13 protein-coding genes are annotated in these 16208 nt (G+C 48.4%); 9 read left to right on the top strand and 4 right to left on the bottom strand.

Going from position 1 to position 16208, the window contains the following annotated elements; genetic code table 11:
• The first annotated feature begins 4 nt into the window (after positions 1 to 4).
• The gene (recJ, locus tag P2H89_RS13125; RefSeq protein ID WP_275827437.1) at positions 5 to 1711 is read left to right on the top strand and encodes a single-stranded-DNA-specific exonuclease RecJ; all 1707 of its coding nucleotides are present in this window, start codon (positions 5 to 7) and stop codon (positions 1709 to 1711) included.
• Between the two features lie 383 nt (positions 1712 to 2094).
• On the opposite strand, the gene htpG is transcribed toward recJ, so the two are convergent.
• The 3 genes from htpG to P2H89_RS13110 form a co-directional block, all read right to left on the bottom strand.
• The gene (htpG, locus tag P2H89_RS13120) at positions 2095 to 3987 is read right to left on the bottom strand and encodes a molecular chaperone HtpG (RefSeq protein ID WP_345799366.1); all 1893 of its coding nucleotides are present in this window, start codon (positions 3985 to 3987) and stop codon (positions 2095 to 2097) included.
• 140 nt (positions 3988 to 4127) lie between these two features.
• Complete coding sequence (locus P2H89_RS13115) at positions 4128 to 6845, bottom strand: alpha-L-rhamnosidase (protein WP_275827435.1); 2718 nt, start codon at positions 6843 to 6845, stop codon at positions 4128 to 4130.
• A gap of 62 nt (positions 6846 to 6907) precedes the next feature.
• The gene (locus tag P2H89_RS13110; protein WP_275827433.1) at positions 6908 to 7117 is read right to left on the bottom strand and encodes a hypothetical protein; all 210 of its coding nucleotides are present in this window, start codon (positions 7115 to 7117) and stop codon (positions 6908 to 6910) included.
• A 242-nt stretch (positions 7118 to 7359) separates the two neighbouring features.
• On the opposite strand from P2H89_RS13110, the gene rpsF reads away from it, so the two are divergent.
• From rpsF to P2H89_RS13075, 7 genes are all read left to right on the top strand, one after another.
• Complete coding sequence (gene rpsF, locus P2H89_RS13105; protein ID WP_275827431.1) at positions 7360 to 7716, top strand: 30S ribosomal protein S6; 357 nt, start codon at positions 7360 to 7362, stop codon at positions 7714 to 7716.
• A 3-nt stretch (positions 7717 to 7719) separates the two neighbouring features.
• Positions 7720 to 7986, top strand: coding sequence for a 30S ribosomal protein S18 (rpsR, locus tag P2H89_RS13100; protein WP_127126808.1), 267 nt, complete (start codon positions 7720 to 7722; stop codon positions 7984 to 7986).
• Positions 7987 to 8074: 88 nt separating this feature from the next.
• Positions 8075 to 8521 carry a 50S ribosomal protein L9 gene (gene rplI, locus P2H89_RS13095; protein WP_275827427.1) on the top strand — a complete coding sequence of 149 codons (447 nt, stop codon included), beginning with the start codon at positions 8075 to 8077 and terminating at the stop codon, positions 8519 to 8521.
• A gap of 166 nt (positions 8522 to 8687) precedes the next feature.
• Complete coding sequence (locus P2H89_RS13090; protein ID WP_275827426.1) at positions 8688 to 10310, top strand: L,D-transpeptidase family protein; 1623 nt, start codon at positions 8688 to 8690, stop codon at positions 10308 to 10310.
• A 312-nt stretch (positions 10311 to 10622) separates the two neighbouring features.
• Complete coding sequence (locus tag P2H89_RS13085; protein WP_275827424.1) at positions 10623 to 10988, top strand: RNA-binding protein; 366 nt, start codon at positions 10623 to 10625, stop codon at positions 10986 to 10988.
• A gap of 573 nt (positions 10989 to 11561) precedes the next feature.
• Positions 11562 to 12938, top strand: a complete 1377-nt coding sequence (locus P2H89_RS13080; RefSeq protein WP_275827422.1) for an HAD-IB family phosphatase — start codon at positions 11562 to 11564, stop codon at positions 12936 to 12938.
• A gap of 42 nt (positions 12939 to 12980) precedes the next feature.
• A complete protein-coding gene (locus P2H89_RS13075) occupies positions 12981 to 13847 on the top strand; it encodes a universal stress protein (protein WP_275827420.1) in 867 nt (288 codons plus the stop codon).
• Positions 13848 to 13897: 50 nt separating this feature from the next.
• Here the strand turns inward: P2H89_RS13075 and P2H89_RS13070 are convergent, their stop codons facing one another.
• Positions 13898 to 14761: a diacylglycerol kinase family protein gene (locus P2H89_RS13070; protein ID WP_275827418.1), complete on the bottom strand. Its 864-nt coding sequence runs from the start codon at positions 14759 to 14761 to the stop codon at positions 13898 to 13900.
• A 94-nt stretch (positions 14762 to 14855) separates the two neighbouring features.
• Here P2H89_RS13070 and P2H89_RS13065 point away from each other — a divergent pair, with 94 nt between their 5' ends.
• A complete protein-coding gene (locus P2H89_RS13065) occupies positions 14856 to 16169 on the top strand; it encodes a Gfo/Idh/MocA family oxidoreductase (RefSeq protein WP_275827416.1) in 1314 nt (437 codons plus the stop codon).
• Positions 16170 to 16208: the final 39 nt, after the last annotated feature.

Here is a 16208-nt window from a genome sequence, read left to right as displayed (position 1 = left end):
CACCATGCAGAAAAGATGGAACATACTTGCGGCGGATGAATTGAAAGTAAAGTCTTTGTATGAGTCGCTAAAAATACACCCCACCCTCTGTAAAGTGTTGATACAGCGAGAGATCGAAGATTTTTCAGAAGCAAAAAAATACTTTCGTCCTCAGTTGACAGACCTTCACGCCCCCTGGTTGATGAAGGATATGGAAAAAGCGGTTGACCGCATCCTGCAGGCATTCGACCGGCAGGAGAAAATCCTGGTGTTTGGAGATTACGATGTCGATGGCATCACCTCGGTTTCATGCATGTTCAGCTTTCTGCAAAAACATTATGAGCCATCCCGGATCGATTTCTACATTCCCCACAGGTACAGGGAAGGCTACGGCATTTCCAAACAGGGAATCGACTTTGCACGCGACGAAGGATTTTCCCTGATCATCTCACTCGATTGCGGCATTAAATCGGTCGACCTGATCAGTTACGCCCGCGAATTGGGGATCGATTTTGTGGTGTGCGATCACCACACCCCCGACGCCGTATTACCACCAGCTGTAGCCATCCTCAACCCCAAACAACCCGACTGCCAGTATCCTTACAAGGAGTTGTGCGGCTGCGGGGTTGGCTTTAAACTAATAGCCGCCCTCACAGAGCGGATGGATCTTCCTTCTGCTGAAGCCGAAGAGTACCTCGATCTGGTGGCCACCGCCATCGCCGCAGATATAGTGCCCATGACCGGTGAAAACCGTATTCTGGCCTTTTATGGCTTGAAAAAAGCCAATGAGCGCCCCAATTACGGCATCAGCGCACTAAAGGAATTGAGCAAACTGGAATCGGCCTTATTCATTAATAGTCTTGTCTTTATGATCGCCCCGCGGGTAAATGCGGCCGGGCGTATGGATGATGCCAGGAAAGCCGTGCAGATGTTCATCGCCGCCAGCCAGCAGGAAGCGCATCAGTTTGCGGAAATGCTCCATTCCGACAATACCAACCGTAAAGAAGCTGATAAGAATATCACCGATGAAGCACTCGCCCTGCTCGAGGGGAATGAAGCACTTCGCGCACGCAAATCTACCGTTATATACCAGCCTCATTGGCATAAGGGCGTTGTGGGCATCGTGGCCTCCCGCCTTATAGACCATTATTATAGACCCACCATCGTACTGACCCAATCGGGCGAATATGTTGCCGGATCGGCGCGAAGCGTAGCGGGGTTTAATGTTTACGAAGCCATACACCAATGTAAAGACCTGTTGCTGGGTTATGGCGGACACTTCTATGCAGCCGGTATGACCATGGAGCCCGGCAACGTAGAAGCATTCCGCGCCCGGTTCGAAGAGGTCGTGGCAGCCACCATTACCCCCGAACTGCTGGTGCCGGAGATCATTATCGATGGAGAAATTCCCTTCCGGGACCTCAAGCAGCCCTTTTACAACATCATTCATCAAATGGAACCATTCGGACCGGATAACTCAAAACCGGTATGGGTAACGAAAAATGTGATGAATAGCGGCTATTCGAGGGTAGTAAAGGATAACCACATCAAGTTTTCCCTCCGCCAGGAAAATATCCTGTTTAACGGAATAGGGTTTAATATGGCCAGGAAGTTCTACCTGCTCCAGGAGCAGAAACCACTCGATGTGGTATTTACCCTGGAAGAAAATGTCTGGAATGATGAAAAACATCTACAATTGAAAGTGATTGACTTCAGGCTTTCAGAATCCTGACCTGCGGGATGGGCTCACATAATTCCCGTCCAGTTTCCAACCGAAAGTTTGCAAATCATGGAATATTCTGGGCTGCCCTTCCGGAGCCGCCCTCACTTATTTTGGCAAAAAGCCAGGATTAGCTGATTGTTATACCTGTGTTTCTGGCTTCATCTTAGGGTCTACTTAGGGTTATTGCAGGGTCCTGACAGGCAAAATATCCTGAGTTAACCCTGGGAAAACCCTAGGATGACCCTAGGATGACCCTAAGATGATGAAATAAGGAGGCCGGAAACACAGGCGGTTGCCCGCTTCCGTAGCTGGTATCCCTAAAACAAAAAGGGCTGCCCTTTTTAAGGTCAGCCCCGGTATTCGATTGGGCTCTGCGAGCCCATTATGTAATATTAAGCTTCCAGGATGGTGCTTCCTTTCTTTTCGCCCCCCATCAGTTCCACACTGCGGTTGATGAAATTGGTAAGATTGGCACCTTTCAGCAGCCCCTGCGACAGCAGCGCAAGATCTGCCAGGTTGAGGACTGTCATGGATTGTTTCTCCTTATTGTCTTCGGCAAGTACCCGCTGGTAGATAGGATGGTTGCCATTTACCGTAAGGGTTACTTCATCGGGCATGTTGGCGTAGAACGCTCCCATCGGCCCCTGCATGGCAGCCATATCTTTCATACGACGCATAAACTCAGGGCGCGTTGCGACTACCGGCGGTGCTTCCGTACTCAGGCCCTTCACTTCCACGGTTACATGTAAGTTCGCTGGTTGAATATTGAATAGATCCTTGAGTTTACCTTCATCGTCTTTGCTGAGTACCGACTCAACATTCTCCTGTTTGTCGATCAGGTTATCCACGATGTCGGCATCTACCCGGGTAAAATGAACATCGTTCCATTTTTGCTCCATCGTATTCAGGAACGCCGCATCAACGAGCGTATCCATTTTAACGACGATATATCCCTTTCCTTCTGCCGATTTGATATAGGCGTCTTGCTGTACTGCATCCGTAGTGTAGACGATAACCAGCTTTCCGTCTTTGTTCTTTTGCAAGGTCTCTGTGGCCAACCGAAGTTCTTCCAGGGTATAGAACTTCCTGTCGCCGGAGGTAGCTTCGAAGATGTGGAATTTGCTGCCCTTTTCCAGGAACTTATCATCCGTCATCATCCCATACTTCACGAACAGGCCGAGGCTATCCCATTTTTCTTCGAAAGAAGGACGCTCCTTATTGAAGATCTCTTCCAACTTGTCCGCCACCTTCTTGGTGATGTGGTTGTTGATCTTCTTCACATTGGGATCGCCCTGCAGGTAGCTACGGCTAACGTTGAGCGGTATATCGGGAGAGTCGATCACACCATGCAGCAACATCAGGAACTCGGGCACGATATCCTTTACTTCATCGGTTACAAAAACCTGGTTGCTGTATAACTGTATCTTATCTTTCTGGATCTCGTAGCTCTGTTTGATCTTGGGGAAATACAATATGCCGGTAAGATTAAAGGGATAATCCACGTTTACATGGATCCAGAACAGCGGCGGCTCGTGGTAAGGATAAAGCTCCTTATAAAAGTTCTGGTAATCATCGGCGGTAAGCTCAGAAGGCTTGCGGGTCCAGGCTGGCTGAACATTGTTGATCTGCTCGGGCTCAGGGCTGTCTTCCTTTTTTTCTTCACCGGCCTTGGGTTCGTAGAAAATAGGTACAGGAAGGAAACGGCAGAAACGGCGTAATACGCCTTCTATCCTTTGCTCCTCCAGGAACTCCTTGCTTTCTTCATTGATGTGCAATACGATGTCCGTTCCACGGTCTGCCTTTTCGGTGTCTTCGAGTGTGTATTCGGGACTGCCGTCGCATTCCCAACGAACAGCCTGTGCGCCATCGCGGAAGCTTTTGGTGAAGATCTCTACTCGATCACTTACCATGAAGGCCGAGTAAAAGCCCAGACCGAACTTACCAATAATGTTGTTCTCGTTCTGTCCTTTGTACTTCTTCACAAACTCTTCGGCACCACTGAACGCTACCTGGTTAATGTATTTTTCAACTTCCTCGGCTGTCATACCCACCCCTCTATCGGAAATGGTGATCGTCTTTTTGGCAGCATCGAGCTTCACTTCGATCTTCAATTCGCCCAATTCCCCCTTCGCCTCACCGATCGAAGACAGTGTTTTCAACTTCTGTGTGGCATCCACCGCATTGCTGATCAGCTCACGAAGGAAGATATCGTGGTCGCTGTACAGGAATTTCTTAATGATGGGAAAAATATTCTCCGTTTGTACCCGTATAGTTCCTTTTTGCATGATTAAAGCAGTTTTTGTTCACTGAAGCTACCAAAGAAAATGCCAGCCAGCACCAACCGGAAAAAATGTCAGGATAGGGCCCCAAACCGGCTTGATTGCTGGGCGGCGCGTGTCCCAGACTTTCTTGCCTTTCGTTTTATCTACCTGATGACAAAGTGGTAAGTGCCGGCCTGTGCAAAATAAGTGGCCTTCCCATTGGCCCTGTGGCCAGTGGACCGGACAGGACCGGCGGCACCGGTTATAGCCTTTCCCTGCTCGTACAGTTGCTGTCCCTTTTCCAGCTGCAACACCAGGGTGGCAGTGGAATTGGCCGGTATGGTGATAGTCCAGTTGATCGATCCTGCCTCTTTTTGCCAGGCAGCGGTGATCTTTCCGTGAGGCCCATCATGGGTCGCTTCGAAGAAAGTAAGCCCGTCCACAAAATGGGGTTCCAGAATAATGTTGCGGAAACCGGGCACAGCCTCATCGGGCTTAATACCGGCGATTCCTTTGTACAACCAGCCGCCGATCTCTCCAAACATAATGTGGTTTCTGGAGAGGTCGGATTTGGCATTGATATCCCAATTCTCGTACAGGGTGGTTGCACCATTTTTGATCCACCATCCCCAGGAGGGAAAGGTTTCCTGCGCAGCTAGTTTGTAGGCAACATCGGCATAACCGTTGGCGCTAAGCGCGTTGAGGATGGCTTTGGTACCTAGCAGCCCTACATCGAGGTGAAAATTATCCAACTCCACCCGTTTAGCCAGGTTGGCAGCAACCCTGGCGTTCAGTTCGTCAGGAACCAGCCCCCAATACAGCGCCACACTCATTTCGGTTTGCAGGCCCGAACCATACTGTGCGGTTTGACGGTTGAGGAATTTATCATTGAATGCTTTCCTGATCTTTTCCGCGAGTGCCTGGTACTTTTGCTGGTCGACTTTTCTACCCAAGAGGCCGGCTGCTTTGGACAGGATGAGCGCATCTGCATAATAATAAGCCGTGGAAGTAAATTCCACCGGGCTCTTCGATTTTACCGGTACCCAGTCGCCCAGGCCCCAGGTAGTAAGTCCGCCGGGATACAGCTCATCGATGTGGTCTACATATTTTTTGATGTTATCATAGCAGTCGGCCAACAGTTTTGTATCGCCATAAAACAAATAGATATTCCAGGGAATAATGGCGATGGTACTTGTCCAGTCGGGCCCATTTCCCCATTCGTATCCCCACCCACCAGTTGGAATAATGGAAGGCAGCACACCATTGGGCTGCTGCTCATCGCGATGGTCGGCCAGCCATTTCTCATATACCGTTATTCCATCAAAACTGTACAAACCGGTTTCGATGGCGATCTGTGCGTCGCCCGTCCAGCCATTCTTCTCCCGCTGCGGGCAGTCGGTCGGGTACCCGAACAGGTTGGATAAATAGGCGTTGTTGGTAGCAGACCATATTTTATCAATGGTAGGATTCGATGACTTAACCGTACCTATCGGCGGCACATCGCTGTGCATGAAGTAACCTGTAAGGCTTTCTTTGGAAAGGGTAATGGGTTTATCGCTGGTTACTTCTACATATTGAAAGCCTTTGTAGTTAAAATGGGGCATGAAGGTTTCTTCACCATTCCCGGAAAGAATAAATATATCTGTTTGAAAAGGGTCTTTGTCGTCGGTTGGCCGGTAGTGAACGTCGATATTGGAAAGGTCGGCACGACCATTGGGGTAAATCTGTTCGGCATGTTTGAGTTTTACTATCGTACCAGCAGGGCCTTGTAGCTTCAAGCGGCTAACGCCTGCAATGTTTCGTGCCAGGTCAAATACATACACGGTGTCGCTGATCTTGTTTACGGAATGAGCGGGGACTTCTTCGACTGCCCTAACGGGGTGCAGCACCTGTGCAACGATGTTGTTGGAGGGCGCTGCGCGGTATATCACGGATTTCCATTTGCTGTCGTCGAAATTCGCCGTGTTCCAGCCCGGTTGAGCGAGACGTGTGTCGTGGTGCTCAGCCGTATAGATGCTGTTAAAGACCACCGGCGAGAAGGATGTTTTCCAATCCTTGCCGGAAGTAATGGTTTCAACTGTACCATCATCATACGTGATCCGGAGATCGAGGCAGAAGGCTGGTCTGGCGCGCCAGGGAGCACGATGGAAGTTCCACACCGCCGTTGACTGGTGGTTGTACCAACCGTTGCCGAGGAGCACACCGATCGCGTTTTGACCGGTCTTCAATTGATCGGTTACATCGTGGGTAACATATAATGTACGGCGGTCGAACCGGGTGTACATGGGATCGAGCCGTTGGGTGCCGATACGGGCTCCATTGATATATAGCTCATATAAACCAGCTACCGCGATATAGGCTCTCGCGGAACGGATCTTTTTGGGGGCTTCGAATTGTTTCCTGAATTGTCCGGCAGGTTTGACCGACACCTCACTGACGTCGCTGATCCAGGCGCCTTTCCAGTTGGAAGGGTTCATCATACCGGTTTCGAAGCTGGCCGTGGGTGAGGTGGTCAATACACCATCTTTATCCCAGGTATTTACGCGCCAATAATATTTGGTAAAAGGTTGCAGGGCTTTACCTGAATAGGTTACCAGGTTATTGCTACCGGGGCTTTTAGGAGTTTGCCATACGAGTGTTTTTTTCCAATCGAGCGAGTCGGTCGAAATGAGCAGCTGCCAGGCCGTTTGGCGTGCCATGGCGCGGGAATCAGCAAGATGCCAGGTAAAGCGGGGATGCTGGGCCTCGATACCCATCGGATTTACCAGGTATTCACATTTGAGGCCGCTGGCTGTCACCAGGTTGTTGGCCTTTGCGGTGAGGGAGACCAGCACCAGCATAACGGCAAACAGCCGGACCGGATGTCGGGAACTTTTCATCATATAATTTGAGCTGAGGAAATACTTATGCTTCGTAAGATACTGGTTATTGTAGTACTAAATGGTTATAGCCAGGGATAAGAAGGTGGTTTGGACTTGATGGGTTTGGGACTTGTGTCGAAGCGGAAGTGCGTATAGGAGCAAAATGCCAGAGCGGCCGTAGGTATGGTCAGGAATGCGGGGGAGGTAAAAGCGGACATAAGGCGGCAGGTACCGGAACCGGCAAGGATTTCCTGCATGGTGCTGGCGGGCCGTTCCTGACTGCGCAATTCCATCCGCCTAAATAAAGCCGGGAACGGCCTGATGGAGGCGATCGATTCCTGAAAAAACCTTAACCAATTGGTTATTAATACGATGCTGTATCTTTGAGCGCGATTAAAACTTTAGAACTTCTGTTTGCCAGGTCCTCATAACCTTGTATCTTTGCAGCCCCTTAGCCAAAATTGGCCATCTTCGGGTTGGAATTCAATAGCGGCGGGGATTTATCAATTTTTCTAAAACAATTTAAACAGGGATCATGAACAATTATGAATTGATGGTGATTTTTACCCCTGTGCTTTCTGAAGACGACTTCAAAGCCGCTCAGAAAAAATTTACTGCCTACATTACTGAAAATGGCGGTCAAATGGTGCACACCAATCCCTGGGGTCTGAAATCACTGGCGTATCCCATCCAGAAAAAAACCACTGGTTTGTACTGGGTGCTGGAATACAATGCGCCATCCACCTTCAATGAGCAATTGAAGATTCAATTGCTGCGTGACGAGAACGTGCTCCGTCACATGTTCACTGCACTCGATAAATACGCCGTCGAGTACAATGGTAGAAAGAGAAGTGGTGTACCTACAGGAGTTGAAAAAGCAGTGGAGGGATAACACATGGCAAAAGCAAATGAAATTAAGTACCTGACCGCCATTAAAACCGAGAAACCCCGGAAGAAATTCTGCCGTTTCAAGAAATATGGCATCAAGTATATCGATTACAAAGACGCGGAGTTCCTGAAAAAATTCCTGAACGAGCAGGGTAAAATGTTGCCCCGCCGTATCACTGGTAACTCTCTGAAGTACCAGCGTAAAGTGGCTCAGGCTGTTAAGAAAGCCCGCCAGATGGCATTACTGCCTTATGTAACGGATCTATTAAAGTAAACCTCACCCTAATCCCGTGATGAACGGGTAGACAGTCGGCTCCCGGCAATAACCGGATCGATTGGGAACGGTGAACAAAAACAGCATCATGGATATCATTCTGATACAAGACGTAGACAACCTGGGTGGTGCTAACGAAGTTGTGAAAGTTCGCAACGGTTATGCCCGCAACTTCCTCATTCCTCAAAAATTTGCAGTAGAAGCCAGTCCTTCCAACCTGAAACAACTGGAAGAAAGGATGAAGCAGATCCGCAAGAAAGAGGCAGCCATGCTGAAAGAGGTGAACGCAGTAATCGCAAAACTGAAAGATGGTGTGCTGAAACTCGGTGCTAAAACCGGTACCAGCGGCAAGATCTTCGGTAGCGTTACTTCTCTCCAACTCAGCCGCGCTATCCGTGAGCAAAAAGGATACGAGATCGACCGCAAGAAGATCTCTATCGTGGATGAAGTGAAAGAACTGGGTACTTACAAAGCAACCGTAGACTTCGGTAATGGCAACAGCACTGAAGTTGAATTTGAAGTGGTAGCCGAGTAATCCTCGTCTGATACAATTCATTGAAAACCTTCCCTTCCGGGAAGGTTTTTGTTTTTGGTGCCTGCCCAACGCTATCGAAGGATGTTCAATGGATTATATATTCTTGGCCAGCTTACCCGTAAGCCTTTGTGCTGATTCCCTTATATTTATATAACAATCCTTCACGATGCGTAAATATTCATTTCTGTGCCTTCTGCTGGTATGGCTTTATCCAGCTTGCCAGGAGTCCCCCAAAAAACCTTTTATCCGAACGGCCAAAGACACCCTTCCTGCCCGGAGCAATATCGATCCATCCATTCCGGGTAATTTCAGCACTCAACGGTCGCTGCACTTCGACTCCAGTCACATTCATCAATTCCTGAAAGAATACCCGCAGTTCAATGATTTTGCCGGCGATATCCGCCAGTTCTATAGTAACCGCCAGTTTGCCTATGCCTGGTTCGACAGTCTGGGCATCATCGAGCAGGCCGGCAACCTGCTGAACCGGGTGTCGAACATCGGCGATGAGGGCGTCACAAAAAAAGTACTGTATTTAGGCGCTTTTGACACCCTGGTAACCGATGAGCAGCTGAAAACGAGCGACCGGAACACCCCTCCCTCTGTCGATGCCAACGCGGAACTTATGCTCACCGCGCAGTACTTCTACTACGCAAAGCATGTATGGCAAGGGCTATCGGAAAAGGAAACTAAAGCGCTCGATTGGTTCCTGCCCCGTAAGAAAATTGAACAGGATGAACTGCTGGATTCGCTGTTAAGATCGCCCACAGATTCCTTTTTGGCCGATGAACCTCTGTACTATCAGTATTACAAGCTGAAAGATCAGTTGAAGGATTACCGCACCATAGCGTCCAATGGTGGGTGGCCCACAATCAAAGCCGATAAGAAGAAATATCAGTTGGGAGATACCGGCGTTGCAATCAGGCAGATTCGCCAATACCTTTTCGTGGCCGGCGACCTACCTACCGATAACGGTAGCTCCAGGTTCGACTCAAGCCTCGCACAGGGTATGAAATCATTTCAACGCAGGCTGGGCATGAAAGAGGACGCCGTTGCGGGACCTGCCGTGCTGAAAGAGATGAATGTACCGGTAAGGCAACGCATAGAGCAGATCATGATCAACATGGAGCGCTGCCGGTGGGTGCCAGCCAAACCTGCAGGTGAATACCTTGCCATCAATATTCCGGATTACAAGCTGCGTCTTTACAATAAAGATTCCGTGCTATGGAGCATGAACGTGGTGGTTGGACAGGCTATACATAAAACCGTTATCTTTTATGGGGAGATGAAATATGTGGTCTTTAGTCCCTACTGGAATATTCCGCCAGGCATTCTCAAAAATGAAGTGCTGCCGGGCATCAGGCGCGACCCTAACTATTTGACACGTCACCGGATGGAAAAAGTGGGCAATACCTACCGGCAGAAGCCAGGGCCCGGCAATTCCTTGGGACAGGTTAAGTTCCTCTTTCCCAACAGCTACAACATATACCTGCACGATACGCCTTCCAAGAGCCTTTTTGGGCGCGAAAGCCGCGCTTTCAGTCATGGATGTATCCGACTGGCGGAACCCAAAAAACTGGCTGAATACCTGCTTAGAAACGATCCCTCCTGGACCAGTGCCCGCATTACCCAGGCCATGAATGCCGGGAAGGAGCAATACGTTACCCTTCAGCAACCGATGCCTGTGTACATTGGTTATTTCACGGCGTTTGTTACTTCCGACGGGAAACTGAATTTCAGGCAGGATGTTTATAACCGCGATGGTCGTTTAGCTAAAACGATGATGCAATAATGCCGGGTTATGGCCGTGAATTCAACAGACATTCCGGTCACCAGTTATTTGATATATTTCAATGTAACAGATGGGAACAATTATTACACGTTTACAACGTTTTAAATAGGCGAAACCTCCCAAATCCGCCCCAGTAAAGGGCAGGCGGAATAATTTTGTTGTTTACATAATTATTTCACTATCTTCACAGTTGATTAATGTACTTAGTTCTCTTGTTCTGAAGTGTCTTACCTAATATCCTGGTTTCCTCAGTTCATAGCAGTAACTATTGTCATTATCCGTTTTTTCAGCACTTTAAAAATTTTAGTTACAATGAACATTTACGTAGGGAACCTCTCCTGGCAAATGACCGACGAGGATCTGAGAACCTTATTCGAGCAATATGGTTCTGTTACTTCTGCAAAAATCGTTAAGGACAAAGTAAGCGGCCGTAGCAAAGGCTTCGGTTTCGTAGAAATGCCCGAAGATGGTGAAGCTCAAAATGCACTGAGCAGCCTGTACGAATCAGAAGTACTCGGCAGAAAGATCATCGTTAACGAAGCACAGCCTAAACCTCAAGGTGGCGGCGGTGGAGGCTTTAAGAAAAGAAGCTTCGGCGGCGGTAGCGGTGGCGGTGGAGGCTACAAGAAAGGTGGCTTCAACCGTGGCGGCGGCGGCGGTTACAACAGGGATTATTAATCAAATCATCTCTTTGTATACACGAAATCCTTCTGAGCAATCAGGAGGATTTTTTTTGCCCATAAGCTTCCTCAGCAATACATGATACCCACGCCTCCTCCCAGCGATGGTATAAAGCCCGCCGCGGCCTAATAGAATGGATAATAGGAACATTTAATGCCAGACCGCCTGTATATATAAACCCGGGCAAATTTGGAACCTTTATCGGGCTTCTGCTGCAGTGCTCCCACCGAAAGTGTTATACTTCATGACCTACAACATTCCCTACCCCCTCTGTCAAAACCAGGCTCATCGCTTTCCGGACATTCTTGATTTTAAGCACGAACGTTTAATTCCATTTTAATATCGTTCTAATCGATCCTAAAGATCAGTACCTGATATTATTTGTTTTTCGAAACGCAATAAATAAGGTGGTGCAGGTTAACCCGGAAACAAAAAATTAATCATCATCAGGCCACTCGGGGCATGGCTTTTGTCAAGATAACATAACCCCCAGACCATGGGGCGTTTTGTGTGGAATAAAAGCTGCAGATTTCACCATTCTTAATCGTAGAATCTTAAAAGGAGGTACTTGTGCTAACTGTTATCATACCAGTATTGAATGAAGAATTGACGATTGCACGTGTTGTCGCTTTCTGTCTTCAACATCCTTCCGTAACGGAAGTGATTGTGGTTGACGATAAATCGGAAGACAACACAGCATCTGTAGCAGCAGCTGCCGGCGCCAAAGTGATCACCAGTCAGGTGCGCGGCAAAGGTATCTCCATGAAGGACGGAATTCTGCAGGCCACCAACGAGTTCATTATTTTCCTGGACGGTGATATAGATCCGTATCCCGAGGGCACGATCACGGGCTTATCGGACCCGCTGATCAATGATGAGGCAGACTTTGTAAAAGGAAGCTTCGCACGCAATGCCGGCCGGGTTACCGAACTGGTGGCAAAACCCTTATTGAATATCTTCTATCCCGGCCTGTCTTACTTCTCGCAACCTTTGAGCGGCATGATCGCCGGCAAGAAAGCTTACTTCAAAAAAATTGATTTCTTCAATGACTATGGCGTGGATATCGGCATCCTGATAGATATGTACCTGATGAAGGCGCGTATCAAGGAGGTCAACATCGGCTACATAGAAAATAAGAGCAAGCCCTGGCAGGCGCTGGGCAAGATGAGCAAAGAAGTATCCAGGGCCATCATCAGCAAGGCCCAGCGGCAGCATCCCGAAGAGATCAGTGAAGAAGAGATCCACTCGCTCGAAACGATCAACAGTGAAATGAACAAGACCCTGCGGGAGAAGCTAAGCGGCTTTCACAAAATGGTTGTTTTTGATATGGACGACACCATCCTCATGGGACGTACCATCGATGCCTGTGCAAAGGAATTTGGGTTTACCGGCAAGCTGGAAGACCTGCGTGCGCAGGAGAAAGACTCTATCATCCTCACCAAACGGATTGGCATGTTGTTGAAAGGCCGCACGATGGACGACCTGCTGAATGTAGCCAGCAAGATCCCGATGGTACCGGATATTAAAGATGTAGTGCGGCAGTTGAAAGACCGCGGATATATCATAGGCATTATCAGCAACAGCTATACACTTATTACCAACTATGTGCGCCAACAGATCGACGCCGACTTCTCGTATGCCAACCAACTTGAATTCTTTGAAGGGAAAGCCACGGGAGAGGTCAACCTGCCCTTCTATTTCTTTGGTTCGCCCGAAAGTATCTGCGGCCATTCCTACTGTAAGACCAATGCACTTCAATTTGCCTGTGATAAATACAGGGTACAGGTAAAGAACTGCATGGTTGTCGGAGATAGCCGCGACGACCGCTGCATGATCGGTCATGCCGGCAAGGGCGTTGCGTTTTGCACCAAAGATGAATTACTCGAAACGATCGCGATGAAAAATATCAGGGAAAACAGTTTTCAACCGTTACTATCCCTTGCTTAAAAACAACAATCACTCATTTGTAAACCTTAAAAAAAACCGCGTATGCCTAAAACCTTTTACAATATCCTGGTACCGGTTGACTTTTCCGGAAAGAATAAGTGGGCCATCTCGAAAGCGATAGAGCTTGCCAATACTTTCCATTGTAATATCCACCTCGTTCATGTGGTATCGAGCAACCTGTTGCCATTGCTCCCAATCGAAACAAGTTTGAATATGCCAGGGCGGGCTTCGGAAATGAACAATTCGCGGAAGAAACTGGAGCACCTGAAAGATATGTACCGGCAGCACTTGTGTGGAGGCGGCAAAATTGAAATAAGCCTGTTGCAGGGTAACGCCAGTCAGCAGCTGTCAAAATATATTGAGCAATTTGATATGGATCTCGTGGTAGTTGGGCTTGCCCGTTTCAACCTCATCCACCGGATCCTTTCTTCGGTATCCATCGGTCAACTGGCCCGTAAAACGAATGTTCCTGTACTGGCGGTACGCTCAAGCGGCCTCGTAAGCCATTTCAAGAAGATCGTATTGCCGCTGACAGATGAACTGCCGATACACCGCATCAAACTGGCTACTATGCTTGCCCGCTCTTTTAAATCTACCGTGTACCTGGTTTCCCTGCGCAACGATAAAGACGGCAATGCCGCAGAGAACATTATGGATAAGGCCCTCGAAGTAGTACAAAGCCTTTCAACTATTCCGGTTCAGTCATTTTTGCTGGAAGGAAAGAACCTGGCAAAGAGCACCCTTGAGTTTTCGAAGCGCATCAATGCCGATCTTATTATGGCCAATCCTTTCAAAGAATTTCACCTGCCAGGCTGGTGGAGCCGGGTTACCAGGAAGATACTTTCTTATGGCTCAAATATTCCCGTGATTACGGTAGATCAGAAAAACGAGTCTGTTTCGGCTTCCTAAATAGATTTTTATGGGTTAGATAAGCGCTGCTTGCAATGGCAGTGCTTTTTTTATGCCGTATGCTGCCCCCTGAATAGAAATCTACCTGGCAATACCGTTATCCTGTATTCCTTTTCCTCCAATAATTCTCCATCGATGTGACCAGGTACAGGGCTCGCGGCTTTTATGGTTACTTCCTTCACCCTTTCGGCCTTTACGAAGGGAAGGTTCATATGCTTCCCTTTCTCGACCCTGGGCAGGTAGAAACACCGCTTCAGCGGATGTATCTTGCGGATCATGACCAGGTCGAGCAAGCCATCGTTCACGGTGGCCTGAGGCGCTACCAAAAAACCGCCGCCATACCGCGAGCCGTTGGCTATGCTGATCATAAAGTATTTATCCTTCACCCTACGGCCGTCATACTCCAACTCCAGCTCTTTTTCCCTGAAGAAAAATATCTTCCTGATTACAGTGCCGAGATAAGCCAGGTGGCCGGCAAAAAAACGTTTACGGCCCATCGACTTCACGACTTCCCCATCAAAGCCTACCCCTATTCCATTCAGGAATAACCGTCCGTTGCAGCTGCCCGCATCCACCGGTTTGGGAGATGATGACAGTACCTGGCTGAGCTGTGCTTCAAACGAAAGATGGCCGTAAAGCTTCCAGCCGAAATCGTTTCCGGATCCTCCTTTAAAAACTGACAATGGAATGGATATATTTGGATACTGATTGATAAAACGGTTTAGCGTGCCATCACCCCCTAATATGAAAACATCCGAATATCCTGAGAACTGCGCAGGCCATGTGTCCCGGAATACTGTACAGGGTATCTGTTGTTTATTGAGGAGTTGCTGTAGCTGGTCGGACAGCGTTTCGGAGTAACCATTACCGGCCAGGGTATTGCATACGATAGCAATATTAAAAGAATGGATCATAAGGCAAGTCAGTCAGTCGATTAGCTCAAAAGATAAGTGTTTTTGGTGTCAATGAGACAACATTCTTTCGAAACTACTTAAACAGTTACGCTATATGAAAAGAAGGGATTTTATCAAAACTACCTCGCTGGCTACAGCCGGCATCACCATCCTCAACTTTCCCGTATTTGGCAAAAACGCACCCAGTAATAAAGTGGTGCTTGCTGTGATGGGCGTCAACAGCCGGGGTGCTTACCTCGCGGAATGTTTTTCTCAATTACCCAATGTTGAAATTGCCTACCTATGCGACGTTGAAGAGAAAGCCATTCAAAATGGATTGAAGCCATTTGCGAAGGCTAGCCGTAAGCCAACCGTCATCAAAGATATCCGTGAGCTGGTTGCAAAGACAGACTTTGATGCCCTCGTGGTGGCCGCTCCCGATCACTGGCATGCGCCTGCTTCCATTTTGGGTGTAACACATGGCAAGCATGTATACGTTGAGAAACCCTGCGCACACAATCCTTATGAAGGAGAGTTGCTGGTGCAAGTTATGAACAAGCATGGAAAGCTGATCCAAATGGGTAATCAACGCAGATCGTTCCCTACGCTTATCAATGCCGTCAAGGAAGTCAGAGAAGGCATCATTGGCAACGTTTACCTCGGGAAAGGATGGTATGCCAATAACCGGAAGTCCATTGGCTTTGGCAAGAAGGTAGCGGTACCCATGACGCTTGACTTTGACCTATGGCAGGGCCCTGCGCCCCGCAGGGATTACCAGGATAACCTGGTGCACTACAACTGGCATTGGTTCTGGCATTGGGGTACTTCTGAAACCTGCAACAACGGCACACATGAAATAGACTGTTGCCGCTGGTTCCTGGGTGTAGACTTTCCGACCAAAGTAACATCGGCCGGTGGCCGGTATGCCTTTAAAGACGATTGGGAAACACCGGATACCCAGGTGGCCACTTTTGAATTTGGTGACAACAAAGCCATTACCTGGGAAAGCAGGAGCTGCAACGACTTTCCGGTGGAAGGCGCCGGCAGGGGCTTTATCATTTACGGCGATAAAGGCACCCTGGTCAATTATGGCAGTGATAACTATAAGATCTTCGATAACAACAAAAAGCTGATCAAAGAAGTGAAATCGGACGCAAAAGCGGATTCAGGCAATCTGGTGAGCTCAACAGGAAACCTCGACTTTCATCATTTCAACAATTTCATTGGTGGTATCCGTGGAGAAGGAAAAATCAATTCTCCTGTTGATGAAGGTCACAAGAGTGTACTGCTTTGTCTGCTGGCCAATATTGCCCAACGCACAGGGAGGACACTTATTACCGACCCCACCAACGGACATATTCTGCACGACAAGCAGGCGATGAAGCTTTGGAAACGACAATACGAAAAAGGCTGGGAGCCTAAGATCTAATAAAAGCTGGCGGGCATTGGGGAATGATAACAGACCCAA

The sequence above is a fragment of the Paraflavitalea sp. CAU 1676 genome (genome assembly GCF_029223285.1).
Taxonomy (GTDB): domain Bacteria; phylum Bacteroidota; class Bacteroidia; order Chitinophagales; family Chitinophagaceae; genus Paraflavitalea.
The sequence above is the reverse complement of the archived record's forward strand: the minus strand, read 5'-3'. Positions and strand labels throughout refer to the sequence as shown.

Coding starts and splice junctions, on each gene's coding strand:
- recJ (WP_275827437.1), top strand. CDS start 5: ATGCAGAAAAGATGGAACATACTTGCGGCGGATGAATTGAAAGTAAAG.
- htpG (WP_345799366.1), bottom strand. CDS start 3,987: ATGCAAAAAGGAACTATACGGGTACAAACGGAGAATATTTTTCCCATC.
- P2H89_RS13115 (WP_275827435.1), bottom strand. CDS start 6,845: ATGATGAAAAGTTCCCGACATCCGGTCCGGCTGTTTGCCGTTATGCTG.
- P2H89_RS13110 (WP_275827433.1), bottom strand. CDS start 7,117: ATGGAATTGCGCAGTCAGGAACGGCCCGCCAGCACCATGCAGGAAATC.
- rpsF (WP_275827431.1), top strand. CDS start 7,360: ATGAACAATTATGAATTGATGGTGATTTTTACCCCTGTGCTTTCTGAA.
- rpsR (WP_127126808.1), top strand. CDS start 7,720: ATGGCAAAAGCAAATGAAATTAAGTACCTGACCGCCATTAAAACCGAG.
- rplI (WP_275827427.1), top strand. CDS start 8,075: ATGGATATCATTCTGATACAAGACGTAGACAACCTGGGTGGTGCTAAC.
- P2H89_RS13090 (WP_275827426.1), top strand. CDS start 8,688: ATGCGTAAATATTCATTTCTGTGCCTTCTGCTGGTATGGCTTTATCCA.
- P2H89_RS13085 (WP_275827424.1), top strand. CDS start 10,623: ATGAACATTTACGTAGGGAACCTCTCCTGGCAAATGACCGACGAGGAT.
- P2H89_RS13075 (WP_275827420.1), top strand. CDS start 12,981: ATGCCTAAAACCTTTTACAATATCCTGGTACCGGTTGACTTTTCCGGA.
- P2H89_RS13070 (WP_275827418.1), bottom strand. CDS start 14,761: ATGATCCATTCTTTTAATATTGCTATCGTATGCAATACCCTGGCCGGT.
- P2H89_RS13065 (WP_275827416.1), top strand. CDS start 14,856: ATGAAAAGAAGGGATTTTATCAAAACTACCTCGCTGGCTACAGCCGGC.